Source organism: Halomonas sp. 3H (assembly GCF_024206005.1).
GTDB classification, from domain to species: Bacteria; Pseudomonadota; Gammaproteobacteria; order Pseudomonadales; family Halomonadaceae; genus Halomonas; species Halomonas campaniensis.
In genome coordinates, this window is sequence record NZ_CP100360.1 from 2,743,858 (window position 1) to 2,759,462 (window position 15,605).

Below are 15,605 nucleotides of genomic sequence, written 5' to 3' on the forward strand. Positions count from 1 at the left end.
CCCCGGGCTCAGAACCAGCGGTCGCGTTTCCGCCGACGGCGTGGCAGGTGGGGCACGATCAGCCCCACCAGCAGGCCCGCGCCGGCCACCCCGCCACCGTACATGAAGTAGCGCATCAGCAGGTCCTCCTCCTGGGTATCCAGACGCGCCTGCAGCTGGCGGACGCTCTGGCGCGACTGCTCGGCCTCGGCGTCGAGCTCGCGGTTGCGTGCCTCCAGCTCGGCAATGCGCGCCTCGCGGGTCTCCAGGGTCTCGCGCTGGGCAGCGGTGCGGCTCTCCCACTGCTCGTTGATGCCCTCGAGCTCGGCGGACAGCTCGGCCACCTGCTGTTCGAGTGCCGGCAGCCGCACCTGGGCGCTGGGGGTCTCCTGCAGCTCGTTGGAGAGCACCCAGACGGTATTGCCGTCGGCGTTCTCGACCCGCGAGTAGTCACCGCTGGTCTCCAGCACGCTGACAGGCTCGCCGGCGGTCAGCGTACCGACAATGCGGTAGCCGTCGGTGGGACCGCTGCGCACATAGGTGGTGAGGGAGTCGGAGACCCAGTGGGTCGCCTCGGTCTGCTGGGCCTGCAGTGGCAGGGCGAGGAGCCCCAGGGCCACGCCCAGGCTGAGTCGTTTGAAGTCGTGTTTGGTCATGCCGTCGTCCTGGCTAAAGCTGGTGGGGTTCCACGCTGACGCGACCCGTGGCCACCGTCGGCTTCCTGCCCACGGCGGCGCGATGAGACGGAGTGTCTGTCCACAGCTCCTGTGGACAACTGCCGGGAAAACCGCTGGACAGCCGCCGCCAGGCCCGCGGGGGCGGCCGCCGGCACGGCCTGGTCACTCTCTGACCAGGCGGCCCGCCTGGCCCGTGGCTCAGCGGTCCTGCCGGGAGGGTGGCGCGAAGGGCCGCGGGAACTCGGCGACCCGTCCCTCGCTCTTCACTGCCCGCGGCGGCCCCTCGCGCTCCACCTCGTCGATGCGCACGATGGCGTTCAACGGCAGGTAGCTGCGGCTGACCCCGTCGAAGGTCCGCCGCAGCTTGTCGGCAGAGGGGTCCACCACCAGCTTGGAGGCATCGTCGAAGACGAACTCCTCGACCTCGATGAAGCCCCACAGGTCACTCTGGAAGATCTCGCGAGCATAGAGCTCCCAGACCTCCCCCTGCTGGTGGAAAACCACCCGATAGATCGGCTTTGCCGCCATGGTGCTGAGTGTTCCTCGACACGGTATTCCGACACGAGGCGCAAGAGTAGCATACTCCCGGGGAGTGCGGCCCATGCTGGCTCCCCCGCCCGGCGGCGCGTACAATACCTGGCTACTTTTCTCAAGGCACGGCCCACTCTCTCTTATGGCGAAGAAACTCTTCATCAAGACGCACGGCTGCCAGATGAACGAGTACGACTCCGCCCGCATGGCGGATCTGCTCGGTGAATCCCACCGGCTCGAGCTCACCGACGACGAGCGCGAGGCCGACGTCATCCTGCTCAACACCTGCTCGATCCGCGAGAAGGCCCAGGAGAAGGTGTTCCACCAGCTCGGCCGCTGGAAGAAGCTCAAGGAGGCCAACCCTGACCTGGTGATCGGCGTCGGCGGCTGCGTGGCCAGCCAGGAAGGCGAGGCGCTGCGCAAGCGGGCCCCCTACGTGGACATGGTGTTCGGCCCCCAGACGCTGCATCGGGTGCCGGCCATGCTCGATTCGCGCCAGCAGGAGCAGATCTCGGTGGTAGACGTCACCTTCCCGGAGATCGAGAAGTTCGACCACCTGCCCAAGCCAAGCGCCGACGGCGCCACCGCCTTCGTGTCGGTGATGGAGGGCTGCTCCAAGTACTGCACTTTCTGCGTGGTGCCCTATACCCGCGGCGAGGAGGTCTCCCGGCCCTTCGAGGCGGTAATGGACGAGGTGGTCCACCTGGCCGACCAGGGGGTGCGCGAGATCAACCTGCTGGGCCAGAACGTCAACGCCTATCGCGGCGAGAACCAGTTGGGCGACGAGATCGACCTGGCCGAGCTGATCGCCTGTGTGGCGGCGGTAGAGGGCATCGACCGCATCCGCTTCACCACCTCCCACCCGGTGGAGTTCACCGACAGCCTGGTGGAGGCCTATGGCGAGATCCCCGAGCTGGTCAGCCACCTCCACCTGCCGGTGCAGGCCGGTTCCGATCGGATACTCGCCGCCATGAAGCGCGGTCACACCGTCGAGGAGTACGTCGAGAAGATGGAGCGCATTCGCGCACTGCGCCCCGATATCAGCTTCTCCTCCGACTTCATCGTCGGCTTCCCCGGCGAGACCGACGAGGACTTCGCGGCCACCATGGACCTGATCCATCGCATCGGCTTCGACCACTCCTTCAGCTTCGTCTACTCGGCGCGCCCCGGCACCCCGGCGGCCGGCCTGGTGGACGACACCCCGGAGAGCGTCAAGAAGCAGCGCCTGGCGATCCTCCAGGAGCGCATCAACCAGCAGGCGATGCAGATCAGCCGGCGCATGGTGGGCAGCACCCAGCGCATCCTGGTCACCGGCTTCTCGCCCCGCGACCCGGGCCAGCTCTCCGGACGCACCGAGAACAACCGGGTGGTCAACTTCCGCGCCGCCAACCCCATGGAGCTGATCGGCTTCTTCGTCGACGTGGAGATCACCGAGGCGCTGCCCAACTCCCTGCGCGGCGAGCTCGCCTCGCCCGAGATCCACTGACGCCGCGGCCCCTTTATTGCCCCGGCAGGCGCCGGGGCAGTAAGCTGCCCTAAATCCAACTTCCATGGGACCCGCCCGTCTTGAGCCAGCCATCCTCCCAGGCCAACCGCATCATCACCCTCACTCTCGAGCCCAATGACCCGCGCCGCCTGGCCAACCTGTGCGGCCAGCGCGACGAGCACCTCAAGCTGGTGGAGGCGCGCCTGGGCATCACCCTGCGCAACCGCGGCAACATCTTCCAGCTGGCCGGGCCCATCCACCGGGTCAAGGCCGCCGCCAACCTGCTCGAGCATCTCTATCGCGAGACCGAGGCCAGCGACCTGGAGCCGGACACCGTTCACCTGTTCCTGCAGGAGTCCGGCCTCGAGGCGCTGGAGGAAGAGGAAGGCGTCGAGGCCGACGGCGAGGTGCTGCTGCGCACCCCCCGCGCGCTGATCAAGCCCCGCGGGCTCAACCAGCAGGGCTACGTGCAGAGTATCCGCGCCCACGACATCAACTTCGGCATCGGCCCGGCCGGCACCGGCAAGACCTACCTCGCCGTGGCCGCCGCGGTGGAGGCCCTCAACCAGCAGGAGGTGCGTCGTATCCTGCTGGTGCGCCCCGCGGTGGAGGCCGGCGAGAAGCTCGGCTTCCTGCCCGGCGACCTGGCCCAGAAGATCGACCCCTACCTGCGCCCGCTCTATGACGCCCTCTACGAGATGATCGGCTTCGAGCAGGTCGCCAAGCTGATCGAGCGCCAGGTGATCGAGATCGCCCCGCTGGCCTACATGCGCGGGCGCACCCTCAACAACGCCTTCATCATCCTCGACGAGAGCCAGAACACCACCCGCGAGCAGATGAAGATGTTCCTCACCCGCATCGGCTTCGGCTCCACCGCAGTGATCACCGGCGACGTGACTCAGGTTGACCTGCCCCGCGGCCAGAGCTCGGGGCTGATCCAGGTGCTCGATGTGCTCAAGGGCACGCCCGGCATCGGCGTCACCCACTTCGCCGCCAAGGACGTGGTGCGCCATCCGCTGGTGCAGCGCATCATCGAGGCCTATGACCACTTCGAGGCCGAGCAGGAAGCCGTCGAGCGCGCCCGCAAGCAGGCCCGGGAGCAGGAGCGCGAGACGCTGCGCCTGGAACGCCAGGAGCGTCAGGAGCGCATCGACCGCGAGCGCGGCGAGTCATGAGCCTCCCCCGGGTCGACCGCCAGGTGGCCATCGAGGCCGAGGGACTGCCGCCCCAGGCCGATCTCGAGACCTGGGTGGCCGCCGTGCTGGCCCGCCACGACGTGCCCGCCGACAGCGAGCTCACCGTGCGCCTGGTCGATGCCGCCGAGAGCCAGGCGCTCAACCGCGACTATCGCGGTCGCGACAGGCCTACCAACGTGCTCTCGTTCCCCTTCGAGTGTCCCCCCGGGGTCGCCCTGTCGCTGCTCGGCGACCTGGTGATCTGCCACCCGGTGGTGGTCCGGGAAGCCGCCGAGCAGGACAAGTCGCTCGCCGATCACTACGCTCATATGGTGGTGCACGGCACCCTGCACCTGCTGGGCCATGATCATCTCGAGGATGACGAGGCCGAGGCGATGGAGCAGCTCGAACGCGAGATTCTCGCCGAGTTCGGCATCGCCGACCCCTACCGTCACGACCCGGGAGAGGCCCCGGGCGCCGCCCCCGATTCCGAGGACAAGAGAACCGACGCATGAGCGAAGACCGATCGAGCGGCCAGGGCAACAAGTCCTGGCTCGAGAAGTTGTTCAGCGCCCTTTCCAGCGACAGTGACGAACCCAGCTCCCGCGGCGAACTGCTGGAGTTCCTGCGCCAGGCGGCGACCCGCCTGAAGCTCGAGCAGGACGCCATGATGATCATCGAGGGCGCCCTGCAGATCAGCGACCAGCAGGTCCGCGAGGTGCTGATCCCGCGCTCCCAGATCACTGCCATCGCCCTCGACCAGCCGCTGGAGGAGTACCTGCCGGTGATCCTCGAGACCGGCCACTCGCGCTATCCGGTGATCGGCGAGAACCTCGACGAGGTCAGGGGCATCCTGCTAGCCAAGGACCTGCTGCCACTGCTGCGCGGCGGCCAGGAGAATGGCCGGCCGTTCCGCCTCGAGGAGGTCGTGCGCCCGGCGCTGTTCGTGCCGGAGTCCAAGCGCCTCAACAGCCTGTTGAAGGAGTTCCAGGACACCCACAACCACATGGCGATCGTGGTGGACGAGTATGGCGGTACCGCCGGCATCGTCACCATCGAGGATATCCTCGAGGAGATCGTCGGCGAGATCGAGGACGAGCACGACGCCGATGAGGAGGAGGATATCCGCGAACTGGGCGAGGGCCGCTTCGCCATCCGCGCCCTGACCCCCATCGAGGATTTCAACGAGCGCTTCGCCACGCGCTTCTCCGACGAGGAGTTCGACACCCTCGGCGGCCTGGTGATGCAGCGCTTCGGTCACCTGCCCGGACGGGGCGAGCATACCGAGATCGGCGGCTGGCGCTTCACCGTGCTCAACGCCGACAACCGCCGCATCCGGTTGCTGGAGGCAGAGCCCTGCGACGGACCGGACGACGACTAGTCCCGCCCCCAAGGAAGGTCATGATGCACCAGCTGCGCTTCTCCCCGGCCCTCGGCTGCCTGATGGCAGTGATCGCCGGGGGACTCACCACCCTTACCGCCTCCCCCTTCGAACTCTGGTGGCTCGGCCCGGTCGCCGTGGGCCTGGTCTACCTGGGCATCCATGCCCTGTCGCCCGCCCAGGCCGCCCTGCGGGGCTGGTGCTACGGGCTCGGGCTGTTCGGCTCCGGGGCCTCCTGGGTCTATGTGTCGATCCACGACTACGGCTATACCGGCGTGCCCCTCGCCCTCTTCCTCACGGCCCTGTTCGTGGCCAGCATGGCCCTGTTCCCGGCCGTGACGCTGTGGCTCTATCGGCGGCTGTGCGGGCCGCGCCTGGCGGCGCTGAGCTTCGCCGGCGCCTGGGTGCTGGGCGAATGGCTCCGGACCTGGCTGTTCACCGGCTTTCCCTGGCTGCTGCTGGGCTCGGCCCACGCGGACTCGCCGCTGGCCCCCTGGGCACCCGTCGGCGGCGTCTACCTGCTGTCGCTGATCACCGTCCTGACCGGCACCCTGGGCGTGCAGTTCCTGATGCGCCGCTGGTGGGCCGCGGCCCCCGTGGCCGCCCTATGGCTCATCCCCCTGGCACTGCCCTCCCACTGGACCCAGCCCACCGGCGAGCCGCTGCGGGTCGCGCTGCTCCAGGGCAACCTCCCCCAGCTGATCAAGTGGACCCCGGAGGGGCAGCGCGTCGCGGCCAATACCTACAGCGAGCTGACCCGCGCCCAGCCCGACGACCTCGACCTGGTCGTCTGGCCCGAGGCCGCCCTGCCGATGTTCGAGGAAGAGGCCCGGCCGATCCTGGAGCGCGTGCAGTCCAACCTGTCGCCCGACACCGCCCTGCTCACCGGCATCCTGCAGCGCGACGGTCGGGGCCTCTATTTCAACAGCGTGATCGGGCTCGGCAACGCCGAGGGTCAGTACCGCAAGGAACACCTGGTCCCCTTCGGCGAGTACCTGCCGCTGGAGAGCCTGCTGCGCGGCACCATCGCCTTCTTCGACCTGCCCATGCCGGCCATGACGCCGGGCCCGGCCCGGCAGGCACCGATCCTGGCGGCCGGCACCTCCATCGGCAACGCTATCTGCTACGAGATCATCTACGCCGACCTGGTGGCCGAACGCGCCAGGGAGAGCGAACTGCTGCTGACGGTCTCCAACGACACCTGGTTCGGCCGCTCCATCGGCCCCCTCCAGCACCTGCAGATGGCCCGCCTGCGCGCCCTGGAGAACGGCCGCTACCTGCTGCGCGCCACCAGCAACGGTGTCACCGTGATCGTCGACCCGACGGGGCGTGTCACCGCCCGCGCTCCCCAGTTCGAGGTGGCCAGCATCACCGGCCAGGTGCAGCCCATGACGGGCCTGACACCCTTCACTCGCACCGGCAGCTGGCCGACCTGGCTGCTCGCCGCGCTGCTGGTACTGCCGGGGTTACAGCGCCGAGCGGCCAGCGCCGAGCGCCGAGCGGGTCGGCATTAAGCTTATCCCCTCGCTGGCCATGGCCCGTGGCGGGAGAACCTCTGGGCCGGAGCCTTCCACCTCTCCATCACGCAAGAACCCCATCGAGCCGAAGCCCGATGGGGTTCCTTTCTGCTGGGCGCCAGACGCTTTCAGCTCGGCGCTTATTGCTCGCCCAGCACCTCGGGGATGGTCATCCTGACATAGCGCCCCGGGGCGGGTTCGAGGATGTCCAGCTCGCCTTCGCCGGGCTGACGCGCCGGCACCATCTTCTCCGGGTCTGCGTAGCCGTTCCCGGTGATCCACGCCTGCCAGTGGGGCCACCAGGAGCCCTCGTGCTGCTGGGCCCCCTCGAGCCACTTCTCCGGGGTCTCGGGCAGTTCGTCATTGGTCCAGTAGCCGTACTTGTTCTTGTGCGGCGGGTTGACGATGCCGGCGATATGGCCGGACCCGCCCAGCACGAAGGTCACCGGCCCCTTGGGCAGCAGCGCGCCGTAGTAGGTGCTGTTCCACTTGGCGATGTGATCCTCGCGGGTGGAGATGAAGTAGCTCGGGGTCGACACCTTGCGCAGGTCGATCTTGACGCCGTCGAGCTCGATGCCGCCCGGCTCCACCAGGCGGTTCTCCATGTACATGTGACGCAGGTACCAGCCATGGGTCGCCGCCGGCAGGTTGGTGCCGTCGGTGTTCCAGTAGAGCAGGTCGAAGGGCGCCGGCACGTCCCCCTTCAGGTAGTTGCTGATGTAGAAGGACCAGAAGAGGTCGTTCTCGCGCAGCAGGTTGAAGGAGAAGGCCATGACGCGGCCGTCCAGGTAGCCGTCGCGCTCCATCTTCGCCTCGATCCCCTGCAGCACCGGCTCGCTCAGGAAGACGCCGATCTCGCCGGGGTCGCGGAAGTCCTGGAGGGTGGTCATGTAGGTGACCGACTTCACCTTGCGTCCGCGGCGGGTGCTGGTGAGGTAGGCGACCGTGGAGGCTGCCAGGGTACCGCCCACGCAGTAGCTCATCAGGTTGACCGACTTCTCGCCGGTGGCCTGCTCGATGGCCCCCATGGCGGCGATGGGGCCGAGCTGCATGTAGTCGGCCCAGGTCAGGTCGCGCTGCTCGGGCCCGGGATTTCGCCAGGAGATCAGGAAGACGGTGTGTCCCTGCTCCACCAGCCACTTGACCAGGGAGTTGTCCTCACGCAGGTCGAGGATGTAGTACTTGTTGATCCAGGGCGGCATCACCAGCAGCGGTGTCTTGAAGACCTGCTCGGTGGTGGGCGTGTACTGGATCAGCTGGATCAGCTCGTTCTCGTAGACCACGGCCCCGGGGGTCACGGCGATGTTCCTGCCGACCTCGAAGGCGCTGCGATCGGTCATGGTGACGTTGAGCCCCTCGGCGGAGTTGGCCAGGTCATCCCGCAGCCGGGCCAGGCCATCGATCAGGTTCTGGCCCCGGGTCTCCTGGGTCCTGCGCATCACCTCCGGGTTGGTGGTGACGAAGTTGGTGGGCGCCATGGCATTGACCAGCTGGCGGGCATAGAAGCCCAGCCGCTGCTTCTGGTCCTCCGGCAGATCGAGGCCGTCGATCAGCTCCTCCACCAGCCGCTGGAACAGCAGGTACTGCTGCATGATCGCCAGATAGTAGGGGTCCTGGGTCCAGGCCTCGTCCTTGAAGCGGCGATCGCCCTTCTGCGGGGTCACCAGCGGTTCGACCGACTCGCCGGCCATGGACCGCAGGCCGTTCTGCCACAGCTGGAACTGGTCCTGCATCAGCCGCGCCTGGGTCTGCCACAGCTGGGGCGGGTTGCCCATCAGCGACTCGGCGGCCGCCTGGAAGCTGGCCCGCATGTCCCCATAGACGGAATCGGCGGCATCGCTGGGCACCATCCGCTCCAGCAGGTCACCCATCAGGGCGCGGTACTCCTCGCCGATCTCCATGAGCTGGGCGTTCCACGCTTCCAGCTCGGCCTGTGTCGGTGCTTCAACCCCTGGCTGCATTGACCCCTCCTGACGCGCCGAACGCCCTGGCGCCGGTCACGAATAGCACTATCCGCCACACCCATGACGGGGTGGCGGCCTGAACAGCGGCGCCGCTCAGGCGCCGTCGAAAACCCGCTTTACCGCGGGGCTCAGCTCTTGCTGCCGCCGCGGGAGGACTGGCTGGTCGCCTTGGCCGGCGCGCCCTTCGGCTTCTCGCCGCCGGCGGCCTGGGAGGTAGCCTGCTCGGCCAGCTTGGTCTGCTCGGCGAACAGCTTCTCGAGCTCGGCCTTGAACTCGAGGCTCATCTCGGAGAGTGCCTTGGCATCGGCCAGCATCTGCTGGGAGAGTTCGCTCATCATCTCCGCCTGGCGGGTGCTGAAGTCCTTGAGGCCCTCGGCATCGCTGACCTCGCTGGCATCGCGAAGACGCTCCGTGCCCAGCTGGCTGTAGCGCTTCATGGACTCCATCTGGTACTGGGTCATCTTCTCCATGTTGTCCAGCATCAGGGAGTTGAGCTTGCGCATCGGCTCGAAGAACTGGCGAGTCTGCTCGTTGAAGGCGTCGGTCATCTTGTCCTGCATGGTGGTCTCTCCATGGATTGCGACATCGCGGGCGTGGTGCCCCGTCGATGATGTTGCACTGCACAAAGCCTAGTCTGCCCGCCGTCAGGTTGCAAGACGATGAAGGTCCAAGGCCGGCCGTGGATCAGCTCTCGCGCTTGGTGCGCGAACGGGCGCTGGCGTTACTCTTGCGGGCACTTCCGGCCTTGGCGGCTCCGGTGCCGGCACTCCCCTTCCCGGACGACGCGCCCGAAGCGGAGGAGGTGCTGTCCCGGGACGCCTTCGCCTCGCTCGACGCGCCCTGGGTAGCGCCCTGCCCGGCCTGGCGCAGCATGTCGAGCATCATCTGCTGGTAGCTGCCGAAGCTCGACAGCCCCTGTGAGAGCCCCTGGGTGAGCCCCTGGGGCAGGCCGGACTGCTGCAGGAAGGGCTGCATCAGGCTCATCGGGTCGTACCCTTCCACGCCGGACTCCATCTGCTTCTGGATACGCTCCAGCAGGTCCCTCTGGAAGGCCTCCACGTCGGGCAGGCCCAGCGCCTGGCGGAACTCCTCGGGGGTCAGGTCGAACTCGACATTGATCTTCATGGCGGTGCTCTTTCGGGGGACGGGATTGGTGTGCCTGGATGCAGTGTAGCAGCCATGGCCGGCCGGCCCAGTCGATGCCGCCTCAGCGCAGCCGCGGTGTCTCCACACTGACCTCCGCGTTCTGGCCACGGTGACGCAGCAGATGGTCCATCAGCGTCAGCGCCATCATCGCCTCGGCGATGGGCGTGGCGCGGATGCCCACGCAGGGGTCGTGGCGTCCCTTGGTGACCACCTCGACGGGCTGGCCATGAACGTCGATGCTGCGCCCCGGGGTGGTGATGCTGGAGGTGGGCTTGAGCGCCAGGTGGGCGATGACAGCCTGGCCGCTGGAGATACCACCCAGCACGCCGCCGGCGTGGTTGGAGAGGAAGCCCTCGGGGGTCATCTCGTCGCGGTGTTCGCTGCCGCGGCTCGCCACGCTGGCGAAGCCGTCGCCGATCTCCACCCCCTTCACCGCGTTGATGCTCATCAGGCCGTGGGCCAGCTCGGCATCGAGCCGATCGAACACCGGCTCGCCGAGGCCCGGGGGCACCCCCTCGGCCACCACCGTGATCTTCGCCCCCACCGAGTCCTGGTCGCGGCGCAGCTGGTCCATGTAGGCCTCGAGCTCAGGCACGCGATCCGGGTCGGGACAGAAGAAGGGGTTGGCGTCCACCGCCTCCCACTGCTTGAAGTCGATGGCGATCGGGCCGAGCTGGCTCATGTAGCCGCGCACCGCGATGCCCTGCGCCGCCAGGTACTTCTTGGCGATGGCCCCGGCGGCCACCCGCATGGCGGTCTCCCGGGCGCTGGAGCGCCCGCCGCCGCGGTAGTCGCGGATGCCGTACTTGTGGTGGTAGCTGTAGTCCGCGTGGGCCGGGCGGAACTGGTCCTTGATGTTGCCGTAATCCTTGGAGCGCTGGTCGGTGTTCTCGATCAGCAGGCCGATGGCGGTGCCGGTGGTGACCCCCTCGAATACCCCGGAGAGGATCCTTACCCGGTCCGGCTCGCGGCGCTGGGTGGTGTGGCGCGAGGTCCCGGGGCGGCGGCGGTCCAGGTCGCGCTGCAGGTCCTCCTCGCTGAGCGGCAGCCCCGGGGGACAGCCATCGACGATGGCGCCCAGCGCCGGGCCGTGGCTCTCGCCGAAGGTGGTGACGGTGAACAGCTTGCCGAAGGTGTTGCCGGACATGGGCGCTCCTCCCGGGAATCAGGGGTCTGGGGATCAGGCGAAGGACGCCGCATGGGCGTCGAGTTCATCGGCGGTCAAGGCGAACACGCCCTGGCCGCCGCGCTCGAATTCGAGCCACAGGAAGGGCACCTCGGGAAAGGCGGCCTCAAGGTGGCGGTCGGAGTTGCCGACCTCGACGATCAGCACGCCGCCGTCGGTCAGATGGTCGCGGGCCTCGCGCAGGATGCGCCGCACGATATCCAGGCCGTCGGCCCCGGCCCCCAGCGCCAGCGAAGGCTCGTGGCGAAACTCGGCGGGCATGGTGGCCAGGTCGCGGGCATCCACATAGGGCGGGTTGGAGACGATCAGGTCATAGCGGCCGGGCAGGCCATCGAAGAGGTCGGACTCGACGGCGCGCACCCGTTCTCCGACGTCGTGGCGGGTGATGTTGATCCGCGCCACCTCCAGCGCCTCGCCGCTGATGTCGGCCAGGTCCACCTCGCAGGTGGGCAGGTGCAGCGCCGTGGCGATGCCGATGCAGCCGGACCCGGTGCAGAGGTCGAGCACCCTGGCGGGCGGCTCCCCCGGGAACCAGGCGGCGAAGCCATGTTCGATGAGCTCGGCGATGGGCGAGCGGGGAATCAGCACCCGCTCGTCGACGCTGAACGGGACACCGGCGAAGAAGGCCTCGCCCAGCAGGTAGGGCAGCGGACGCCGGGTGGCGATGCGGCTGCGCACCAGGGCCACGATCCGACCGCGCTCCATGGGCAGCAGGCGGGCATCGAGCACACCCGGGTCGACGTTCCACGGCAGGTGCAGGGCGCCCAGCGTCAGTGCCACCGCCTCATCCCAGGCCGACTCGGTCCCGTGGCCATAGTAGAGCCCGGCCAGGTGGAACTCGCTGGCCGCCCAGCGCAGGCAGTCGCGCAGGGTGATGAGCCCGTCGCGCAGGTCGGCGTCGGAGAGCTGGAGCGTCGAGTGGGGGGCGTCGTTGCAAGCGGCCACGTGGCATCCTGTGGTTGGCGGGCGGGGAACCCGATTGTAACCGCCAGGGCGGTTCACAGCCACGCCGCGCTGGTTATACTGTGCGCCCCTGCCGCCACCACAGCAGCCCTGCCATGAGCCGAGATCGCCACCGCCCCGACGACGAGGAGATCGGCGCCTTCCGCCAGGCCCTTCAGGAGGCCGGCGTGCGTCCGATCAAGCGCAACCGCGCCGACCCCGGCCGGCCGCGCAGGCGCGATGCCTCGACCGAGGCGCGCCGCGCAGCCGCCGAGTCCGCCCGGGACGACACCGGCACCGGGCGGACCTCCGACGGCCGGGTGGAACCGGTTCGCCCCTCGGAGTACCTGGACTTCGCCCTCCCCGACCTGCCGTGGCGGACCCGCAGCCAGCTCAAGCGCGGCCAGATCGCCTGGGAGACCGGGCTGGACCTGCACGGCCATACCCTCGAGGAGGCCCGGGCCGAGCTCGAGGCCTTCCTTCGCGAGGCGGCCGCCGAGCGACGACGCTGCGTGATGGTGGTCCATGGCAAGGCCTGGGGGACCAGCAGCGACTACCCGGTGATCAAGAGCCACGTGAACGCCTGGCTACGCGAGTGGCCCGGCGTGCTGGCCTTCTGCTCGGCCATCGAGGCCGACGGCGGCACCGGGGCGCTCTACGTGCTGCTGCGCCGACGCGGCAACCTGGCCTGAGACGGCCTCAGGGTGTCCCGGCGGAAGGCTCGACCGGCGCCGTGATCGGGTCGACGACGATTTCCCGGCTGCCCCATCCCGGGTGGCGCCGCCCCTCGAAGCGGTCCAGCGCCTCCACGGCCAGGTGGCGGCCGAGCATGATCAGCGCCTCGGCGCGATGGAACTCGTAGGCGCCGCACACCGTCTTGGGCACCTCGATCAGCACGTCGGGCGGATAGCCGGCCACCTTGTACTTGGCGAGCGCCGCCTGGGTGATGTCGAAGGAGGCCAGCACCATGTCGAGCCGCCCCCACTCGCGCCGCCGCACCTGTTCGTCATCCTCGCCCGCGTCCGCGCGGGCATTGTTGTTGCTCAGGCCCTCGAACCAGCGGCTGGCCGCACCGCGCACCTCCTCGATCCAGCCGCCGAAGTCGATGCCTCGGGCGTCCCGGGCCTCTTCACGGGCACGCTCCTCGGCCGCCTGTTCGGGAGGCAGCAGCTCCTCCAGGGTGACCGGGCGCGGGCTGTGGGCCGTGACGTTGACGGCCAGCACGAAGTCGGCATCGGCCGCCACGGTGGGGATGATCGGCAGCGGGTTGAGCAGGCCGCCATCCACCAGCACCTGCTCGCCACGGTGCACCGGGGTGATCACGCCGGGGACCGCGATGGAGGCGCGGATCGCCTCGAGCAGCGAGCCACTCTGGAACCATACCTCGCGCTGGCGGGTCAGGTCGGTGGCCACGGTGGTCACCGGGATCGCCAGGTCCTCGATGCGAGTATCGCCGATCAGGCTCTCCAGCTTGCCCATCACCTTGTTGGCGCGCATGGCGCCCATGGGGCTCCAGGTGACGTCCACCAGCCTGAGCACGTCGAAGTAGTCGAGGCGGCAGACCCAGTCGCGGTAGCCCTTCAGCTGGCCGGCGGCATAGACACCGCCCACCAGCGCACCCATCGAGCAGCCGGCGATCGCCACCACCTGGTAGCCCCGCGCCTCCAGCTCATCGATCACGCCGATATGGGCGTAGCCGCGCGCCCCGCCGCTGCCCAGCACCAGCGCCACTCGCTTGCCGTCGCGTGTCGCCGGCGTCTCGCGCTCGTTCATCGCCCGTCCTCCTCGTTGACCCGCCCCGGCATCGCCCGGTGCCAGCCGGCGATCGCCTCGGCGACCGCCTCCACCGCCTGCGGCTCCAGGTGCAGGTGGTGCCCGCCTTTCAGGACCCGTCGCTCGAGCCCCGGCATCGCCCCACGGGCCAGCCGGGCCCGTTCGCCCTCGCCGAGGATCCCGGTCCTCCCTTCCACCAGCAGGGCCGGGCAGCGGATCGCCGAGAGCATCGCCAGCCCCTGTTCGGGGCAGAAGCGTACCGGCGAGGGGCGCAAGAGGCGACCATCGGTGCGCAGCTGGACGTGGCCGTCATCCCGTGCCTCCAGGTTGCGCGCCACCAGGGGACGCGCCGTCTCGGCGTCGATCGGGATGGCGCCCCCCGCCACCCGCGCCGCCACGGCACTCTCTCTGTCAGGATAGCGCGGTGCCGGCGACAGGGGGCGCCGATGGCCCATCAGCCCCCGGCGCAGCTGGGCCGGCGCCTGCTCCGCCGGCGTGGTGAGGGTGCCCAGGCCATCGAGGAGCACCAGCGCCTCGACCCGCTCGGACAGCGCCGCGGCGGTCAGGCAGGCGACGCCGGCGCCCATGGAGTGGGCCAGCAGCGTCACCCGCGCCAGGCCGAGCGCCTCCGCCGCGTCGAGCAGGTCATGACAGTAGTCCCAGATCGCATAGTCGCCGGGCAGGGGCGCGGAGTGCCCATGGCCGGAGAAGTCGATAGCCACCACGCGGATTCCCAGGCGGGCCACCAGCCGCGGCGCCAGGCGGGAGAAGCTGGCCGCGTTGTCGAGCCAGCCATGCAGGGCCAGCCAGGTCGGCGCGCCCTCCTCGCCCCAGGCCAGGGCGGCCAGTCGTCCGTCGGCGAGCCGCAGGGGACGGACGTCGGTCATGGGCGCTCCCCCAGCAGCCGCTCGAGGGTCTCGAGCAGGGCGTCACGGGTCTCGCCGGGGAACTCCAGGGGAAACATGTGCGAGCCCGGTACTGCAGTGACCGGCACCCCGTGGCGCTCGAGGCGGCGCCGACGCCGCGGCGTCAGTAGGTCGGAGTCGCGGCCGGCCAGCACCGCCACCGGCACCCGCAGGCGCCGCGGCAGGGTCCCCAGGTGGTCGGGCAGGTGGCGAAAGATCTGCACCTCGATCTCGGGGTCATAGACCAGCACCGCACTGCCATCGTCCAGCAGCCGGGTGCCGCCCTCCACATAGTCGCGCAGGGCCTGGTCGGTGAAGCGCCGGAACAACCCCCGCCGGCGCAGGTAGTGCAACATGGCCTCCCGGTCGGGCCAGACGGCGCGGCGCCCCAGGCTCTTGCCGGCCGGGGTGATGCGGTCCACGAAGCCGAGGCGCTTGGCGAGCTTCATGCCCCAGGCATCCATCCCCAGCATCAGCGGCGGGTCCAGCATCACCACGCAGCGGAAACGCTCGGGGGCAGCCTCCGCCGCCATGGCCATCAGCACGCCGCCCATGGAGTGGCCCACCCCGATCACCGGCGTCTCGAAGCTGGCCAGGTGGGCCAGCAGCTCGTCACGCAGGGCCAGCCAGTTGTGGCCCACCGGGAAGTCGGGATGGTGCCCCAGGCGATCCAGCGGGTGCAGGTCGAAGCGCTCCGCCAGGGGCGCCAGGAAGCTGCGATAGCAGACGCCCGGGAAGCCGTTGGCATGGGCGAAGAGCAGGGGTGGGCGCGAGGCGCCTTCGGTTCGGGTCATGGCATGAGCTCGTCCGGGTCGTGGGGGCCAGCGGCCCCGTCTGGCGGTAGCAGGCTAACGGGATTACCATGATCCGCCAAGTCGCCCGACCTCCCCGACCCGACTGGAGCCCCCGTGAACGAGCCCCGCAAGCCCGAGCGAGACACCCG

At 69.3% G+C, this 15,605-nt stretch carries 16 protein-coding genes; 6 read left to right on the forward strand and 10 right to left on the reverse strand.

Going from position 1 to position 15,605, the window contains the following annotated elements; genetic code table 11:
• Positions 1 to 8: 8 nt before the first annotated feature.
• Both NFC98_RS12785 and NFC98_RS12790 read right to left on the reverse strand, forming a co-directional pair.
• On the reverse strand, positions 9 to 635 hold the full coding sequence (locus NFC98_RS12785; RefSeq protein WP_183331513.1) for a TIGR04211 family SH3 domain-containing protein: 627 nt from the start codon (positions 633 to 635) through the stop codon (positions 9 to 11).
• A gap of 219 nt (positions 636 to 854) precedes the next feature.
• Positions 855 to 1,184, reverse strand: a complete 330-nt coding sequence (locus tag NFC98_RS12790) for a DUF1820 family protein (protein ID WP_254275320.1) — start codon at positions 1,182 to 1,184, stop codon at positions 855 to 857.
• Between the two features lie 145 nt (positions 1,185 to 1,329).
• Between NFC98_RS12790 and miaB the strand changes: the two genes are divergently transcribed.
• From miaB to lnt, 5 genes are all read left to right on the forward strand, one after another.
• Positions 1,330 to 2,673, forward strand: a complete 1,344-nt coding sequence (gene miaB / locus NFC98_RS12795; protein WP_254275321.1) for a tRNA (N6-isopentenyl adenosine(37)-C2)-methylthiotransferase MiaB — start codon at positions 1,330 to 1,332, stop codon at positions 2,671 to 2,673.
• Positions 2,674 to 2,753: 80 nt separating this feature from the next.
• Positions 2,754 to 3,848 (forward strand): PhoH family protein, encoded by a 1,095-nt coding sequence (locus tag NFC98_RS12800; RefSeq protein WP_254275322.1) that lies wholly within the window; start codon positions 2,754 to 2,756, stop codon positions 3,846 to 3,848.
• Complete coding sequence (ybeY, locus tag NFC98_RS12805) at positions 3,845 to 4,363, forward strand: rRNA maturation RNase YbeY (RefSeq protein ID WP_254275323.1); 519 nt, start codon at positions 3,845 to 3,847, stop codon at positions 4,361 to 4,363. Before NFC98_RS12800 ends, ybeY begins: the two co-directional genes overlap by 4 nt.
• Positions 4,360 to 5,229: an HlyC/CorC family transporter gene (locus tag NFC98_RS12810; protein WP_254275324.1), complete on the forward strand. Its 870-nt coding sequence runs from the start codon at positions 4,360 to 4,362 to the stop codon at positions 5,227 to 5,229. The genes ybeY and NFC98_RS12810 overlap by 4 nt, the downstream gene beginning before the upstream one ends.
• Before the next feature lie 23 nt (positions 5,230 to 5,252).
• Positions 5,253 to 6,743 carry an apolipoprotein N-acyltransferase gene (lnt, locus tag NFC98_RS12815; protein WP_254277842.1) on the forward strand — a complete coding sequence of 497 codons (1,491 nt, stop codon included), beginning with the start codon at positions 5,253 to 5,255 and terminating at the stop codon, positions 6,741 to 6,743.
• Positions 6,744 to 6,886: 143 nt separating this feature from the next.
• Here lnt and phaC read toward each other — a convergent pair whose 3' ends face one another.
• The 5 genes from phaC to prmB all read right to left on the reverse strand — a co-directional run bounded on the left by phaC (position 6,887) and on the right by prmB (position 11,933).
• Complete coding sequence (phaC, locus tag NFC98_RS12820; protein WP_254275325.1) at positions 6,887 to 8,707, reverse strand: class I poly(R)-hydroxyalkanoic acid synthase; 1,821 nt, start codon at positions 8,705 to 8,707, stop codon at positions 6,887 to 6,889.
• A gap of 131 nt (positions 8,708 to 8,838) precedes the next feature.
• A complete protein-coding gene (locus NFC98_RS12825; protein ID WP_254275326.1) occupies positions 8,839 to 9,270 on the reverse strand; it encodes a phasin family protein in 432 nt (143 codons plus the stop codon).
• Positions 9,271 to 9,394: 124 nt separating this feature from the next.
• Positions 9,395 to 9,835 (reverse strand): hypothetical protein, encoded by a 441-nt coding sequence (locus NFC98_RS12830; RefSeq protein WP_254275327.1) that lies wholly within the window; start codon positions 9,833 to 9,835, stop codon positions 9,395 to 9,397.
• A gap of 82 nt (positions 9,836 to 9,917) precedes the next feature.
• The gene (aroC, locus tag NFC98_RS12835; RefSeq protein ID WP_254275328.1) at positions 9,918 to 11,003 is read right to left on the reverse strand and encodes a chorismate synthase; all 1,086 of its coding nucleotides are present in this window, start codon (positions 11,001 to 11,003) and stop codon (positions 9,918 to 9,920) included.
• Between the two features lie 33 nt (positions 11,004 to 11,036).
• Positions 11,037 to 11,933, reverse strand: coding sequence for a 50S ribosomal protein L3 N(5)-glutamine methyltransferase (gene prmB, locus NFC98_RS12840; RefSeq protein WP_254277843.1), 897 nt, complete (start codon positions 11,931 to 11,933; stop codon positions 11,037 to 11,039).
• Between the two features lie 167 nt (positions 11,934 to 12,100).
• Between prmB and NFC98_RS12845 the strand changes: the two genes are divergently transcribed.
• A complete protein-coding gene (locus NFC98_RS12845; protein WP_254275329.1) occupies positions 12,101 to 12,676 on the forward strand; it encodes a Smr/MutS family protein in 576 nt (191 codons plus the stop codon).
• A 7-nt stretch (positions 12,677 to 12,683) separates the two neighbouring features.
• On the opposite strand, the gene NFC98_RS12850 is transcribed toward NFC98_RS12845, so the two are convergent.
• Genes NFC98_RS12850 through NFC98_RS12860 form a run of 3 tightly spaced genes read right to left on the reverse strand, consistent with a single transcriptional unit; the run spans position 12,684 to position 15,456 of the window.
• Complete coding sequence (locus NFC98_RS12850) at positions 12,684 to 13,757, reverse strand: patatin-like phospholipase family protein (RefSeq protein WP_254275330.1); 1,074 nt, start codon at positions 13,755 to 13,757, stop codon at positions 12,684 to 12,686.
• Positions 13,754 to 14,644, reverse strand: coding sequence for an alpha/beta fold hydrolase (locus tag NFC98_RS12855; RefSeq protein WP_254275331.1), 891 nt, complete (start codon positions 14,642 to 14,644; stop codon positions 13,754 to 13,756). The genes NFC98_RS12850 and NFC98_RS12855 overlap by 4 nt, the downstream gene beginning before the upstream one ends.
• A complete protein-coding gene (locus NFC98_RS12860; protein WP_254275332.1) occupies positions 14,641 to 15,456 on the reverse strand; it encodes an alpha/beta fold hydrolase in 816 nt (271 codons plus the stop codon). The genes NFC98_RS12855 and NFC98_RS12860 overlap by 4 nt, the downstream gene beginning before the upstream one ends.
• Positions 15,457 to 15,605: the final 149 nt, after the last annotated feature.

Excerpts from the sequence above, each read along its gene's own strand:
- NFC98_RS12785 (WP_183331513.1), bottom strand. The coding sequence starts at position 635 with ATGACCAAACACGACTTCAAACGACTCAGCCTGGGCGTGGCCCTGGGG.
- NFC98_RS12790 (WP_254275320.1), bottom strand. The coding sequence starts at position 1,184 with ATGGCGGCAAAGCCGATCTATCGGGTGGTTTTCCACCAGCAGGGGGAG.
- miaB (WP_254275321.1), top strand. The coding sequence starts at position 1,330 with ATGGCGAAGAAACTCTTCATCAAGACGCACGGCTGCCAGATGAACGAG.
- ybeY (WP_254275323.1), top strand. The coding sequence starts at position 3,845 with ATGAGCCTCCCCCGGGTCGACCGCCAGGTGGCCATCGAGGCCGAGGGA.
- NFC98_RS12810 (WP_254275324.1), top strand. The coding sequence starts at position 4,360 with ATGAGCGAAGACCGATCGAGCGGCCAGGGCAACAAGTCCTGGCTCGAG.
- lnt (WP_254277842.1), top strand. The coding sequence starts at position 5,253 with ATGCACCAGCTGCGCTTCTCCCCGGCCCTCGGCTGCCTGATGGCAGTG.
- phaC (WP_254275325.1), bottom strand. The coding sequence starts at position 8,707 with ATGCAGCCAGGGGTTGAAGCACCGACACAGGCCGAGCTGGAAGCGTGG.
- NFC98_RS12825 (WP_254275326.1), bottom strand. The coding sequence starts at position 9,270 with ATGCAGGACAAGATGACCGACGCCTTCAACGAGCAGACTCGCCAGTTC.
- NFC98_RS12830 (WP_254275327.1), bottom strand. The coding sequence starts at position 9,835 with ATGAAGATCAATGTCGAGTTCGACCTGACCCCCGAGGAGTTCCGCCAG.
- aroC (WP_254275328.1), bottom strand. The coding sequence starts at position 11,003 with ATGTCCGGCAACACCTTCGGCAAGCTGTTCACCGTCACCACCTTCGGC.
- NFC98_RS12845 (WP_254275329.1), top strand. The coding sequence starts at position 12,101 with ATGAGCCGAGATCGCCACCGCCCCGACGACGAGGAGATCGGCGCCTTC.
- NFC98_RS12850 (WP_254275330.1), bottom strand. The coding sequence starts at position 13,757 with ATGAACGAGCGCGAGACGCCGGCGACACGCGACGGCAAGCGAGTGGCG.
- NFC98_RS12855 (WP_254275331.1), bottom strand. The coding sequence starts at position 14,644 with ATGACCGACGTCCGTCCCCTGCGGCTCGCCGACGGACGACTGGCCGCC.
- NFC98_RS12860 (WP_254275332.1), bottom strand. The coding sequence starts at position 15,456 with ATGACCCGAACCGAAGGCGCCTCGCGCCCACCCCTGCTCTTCGCCCAT.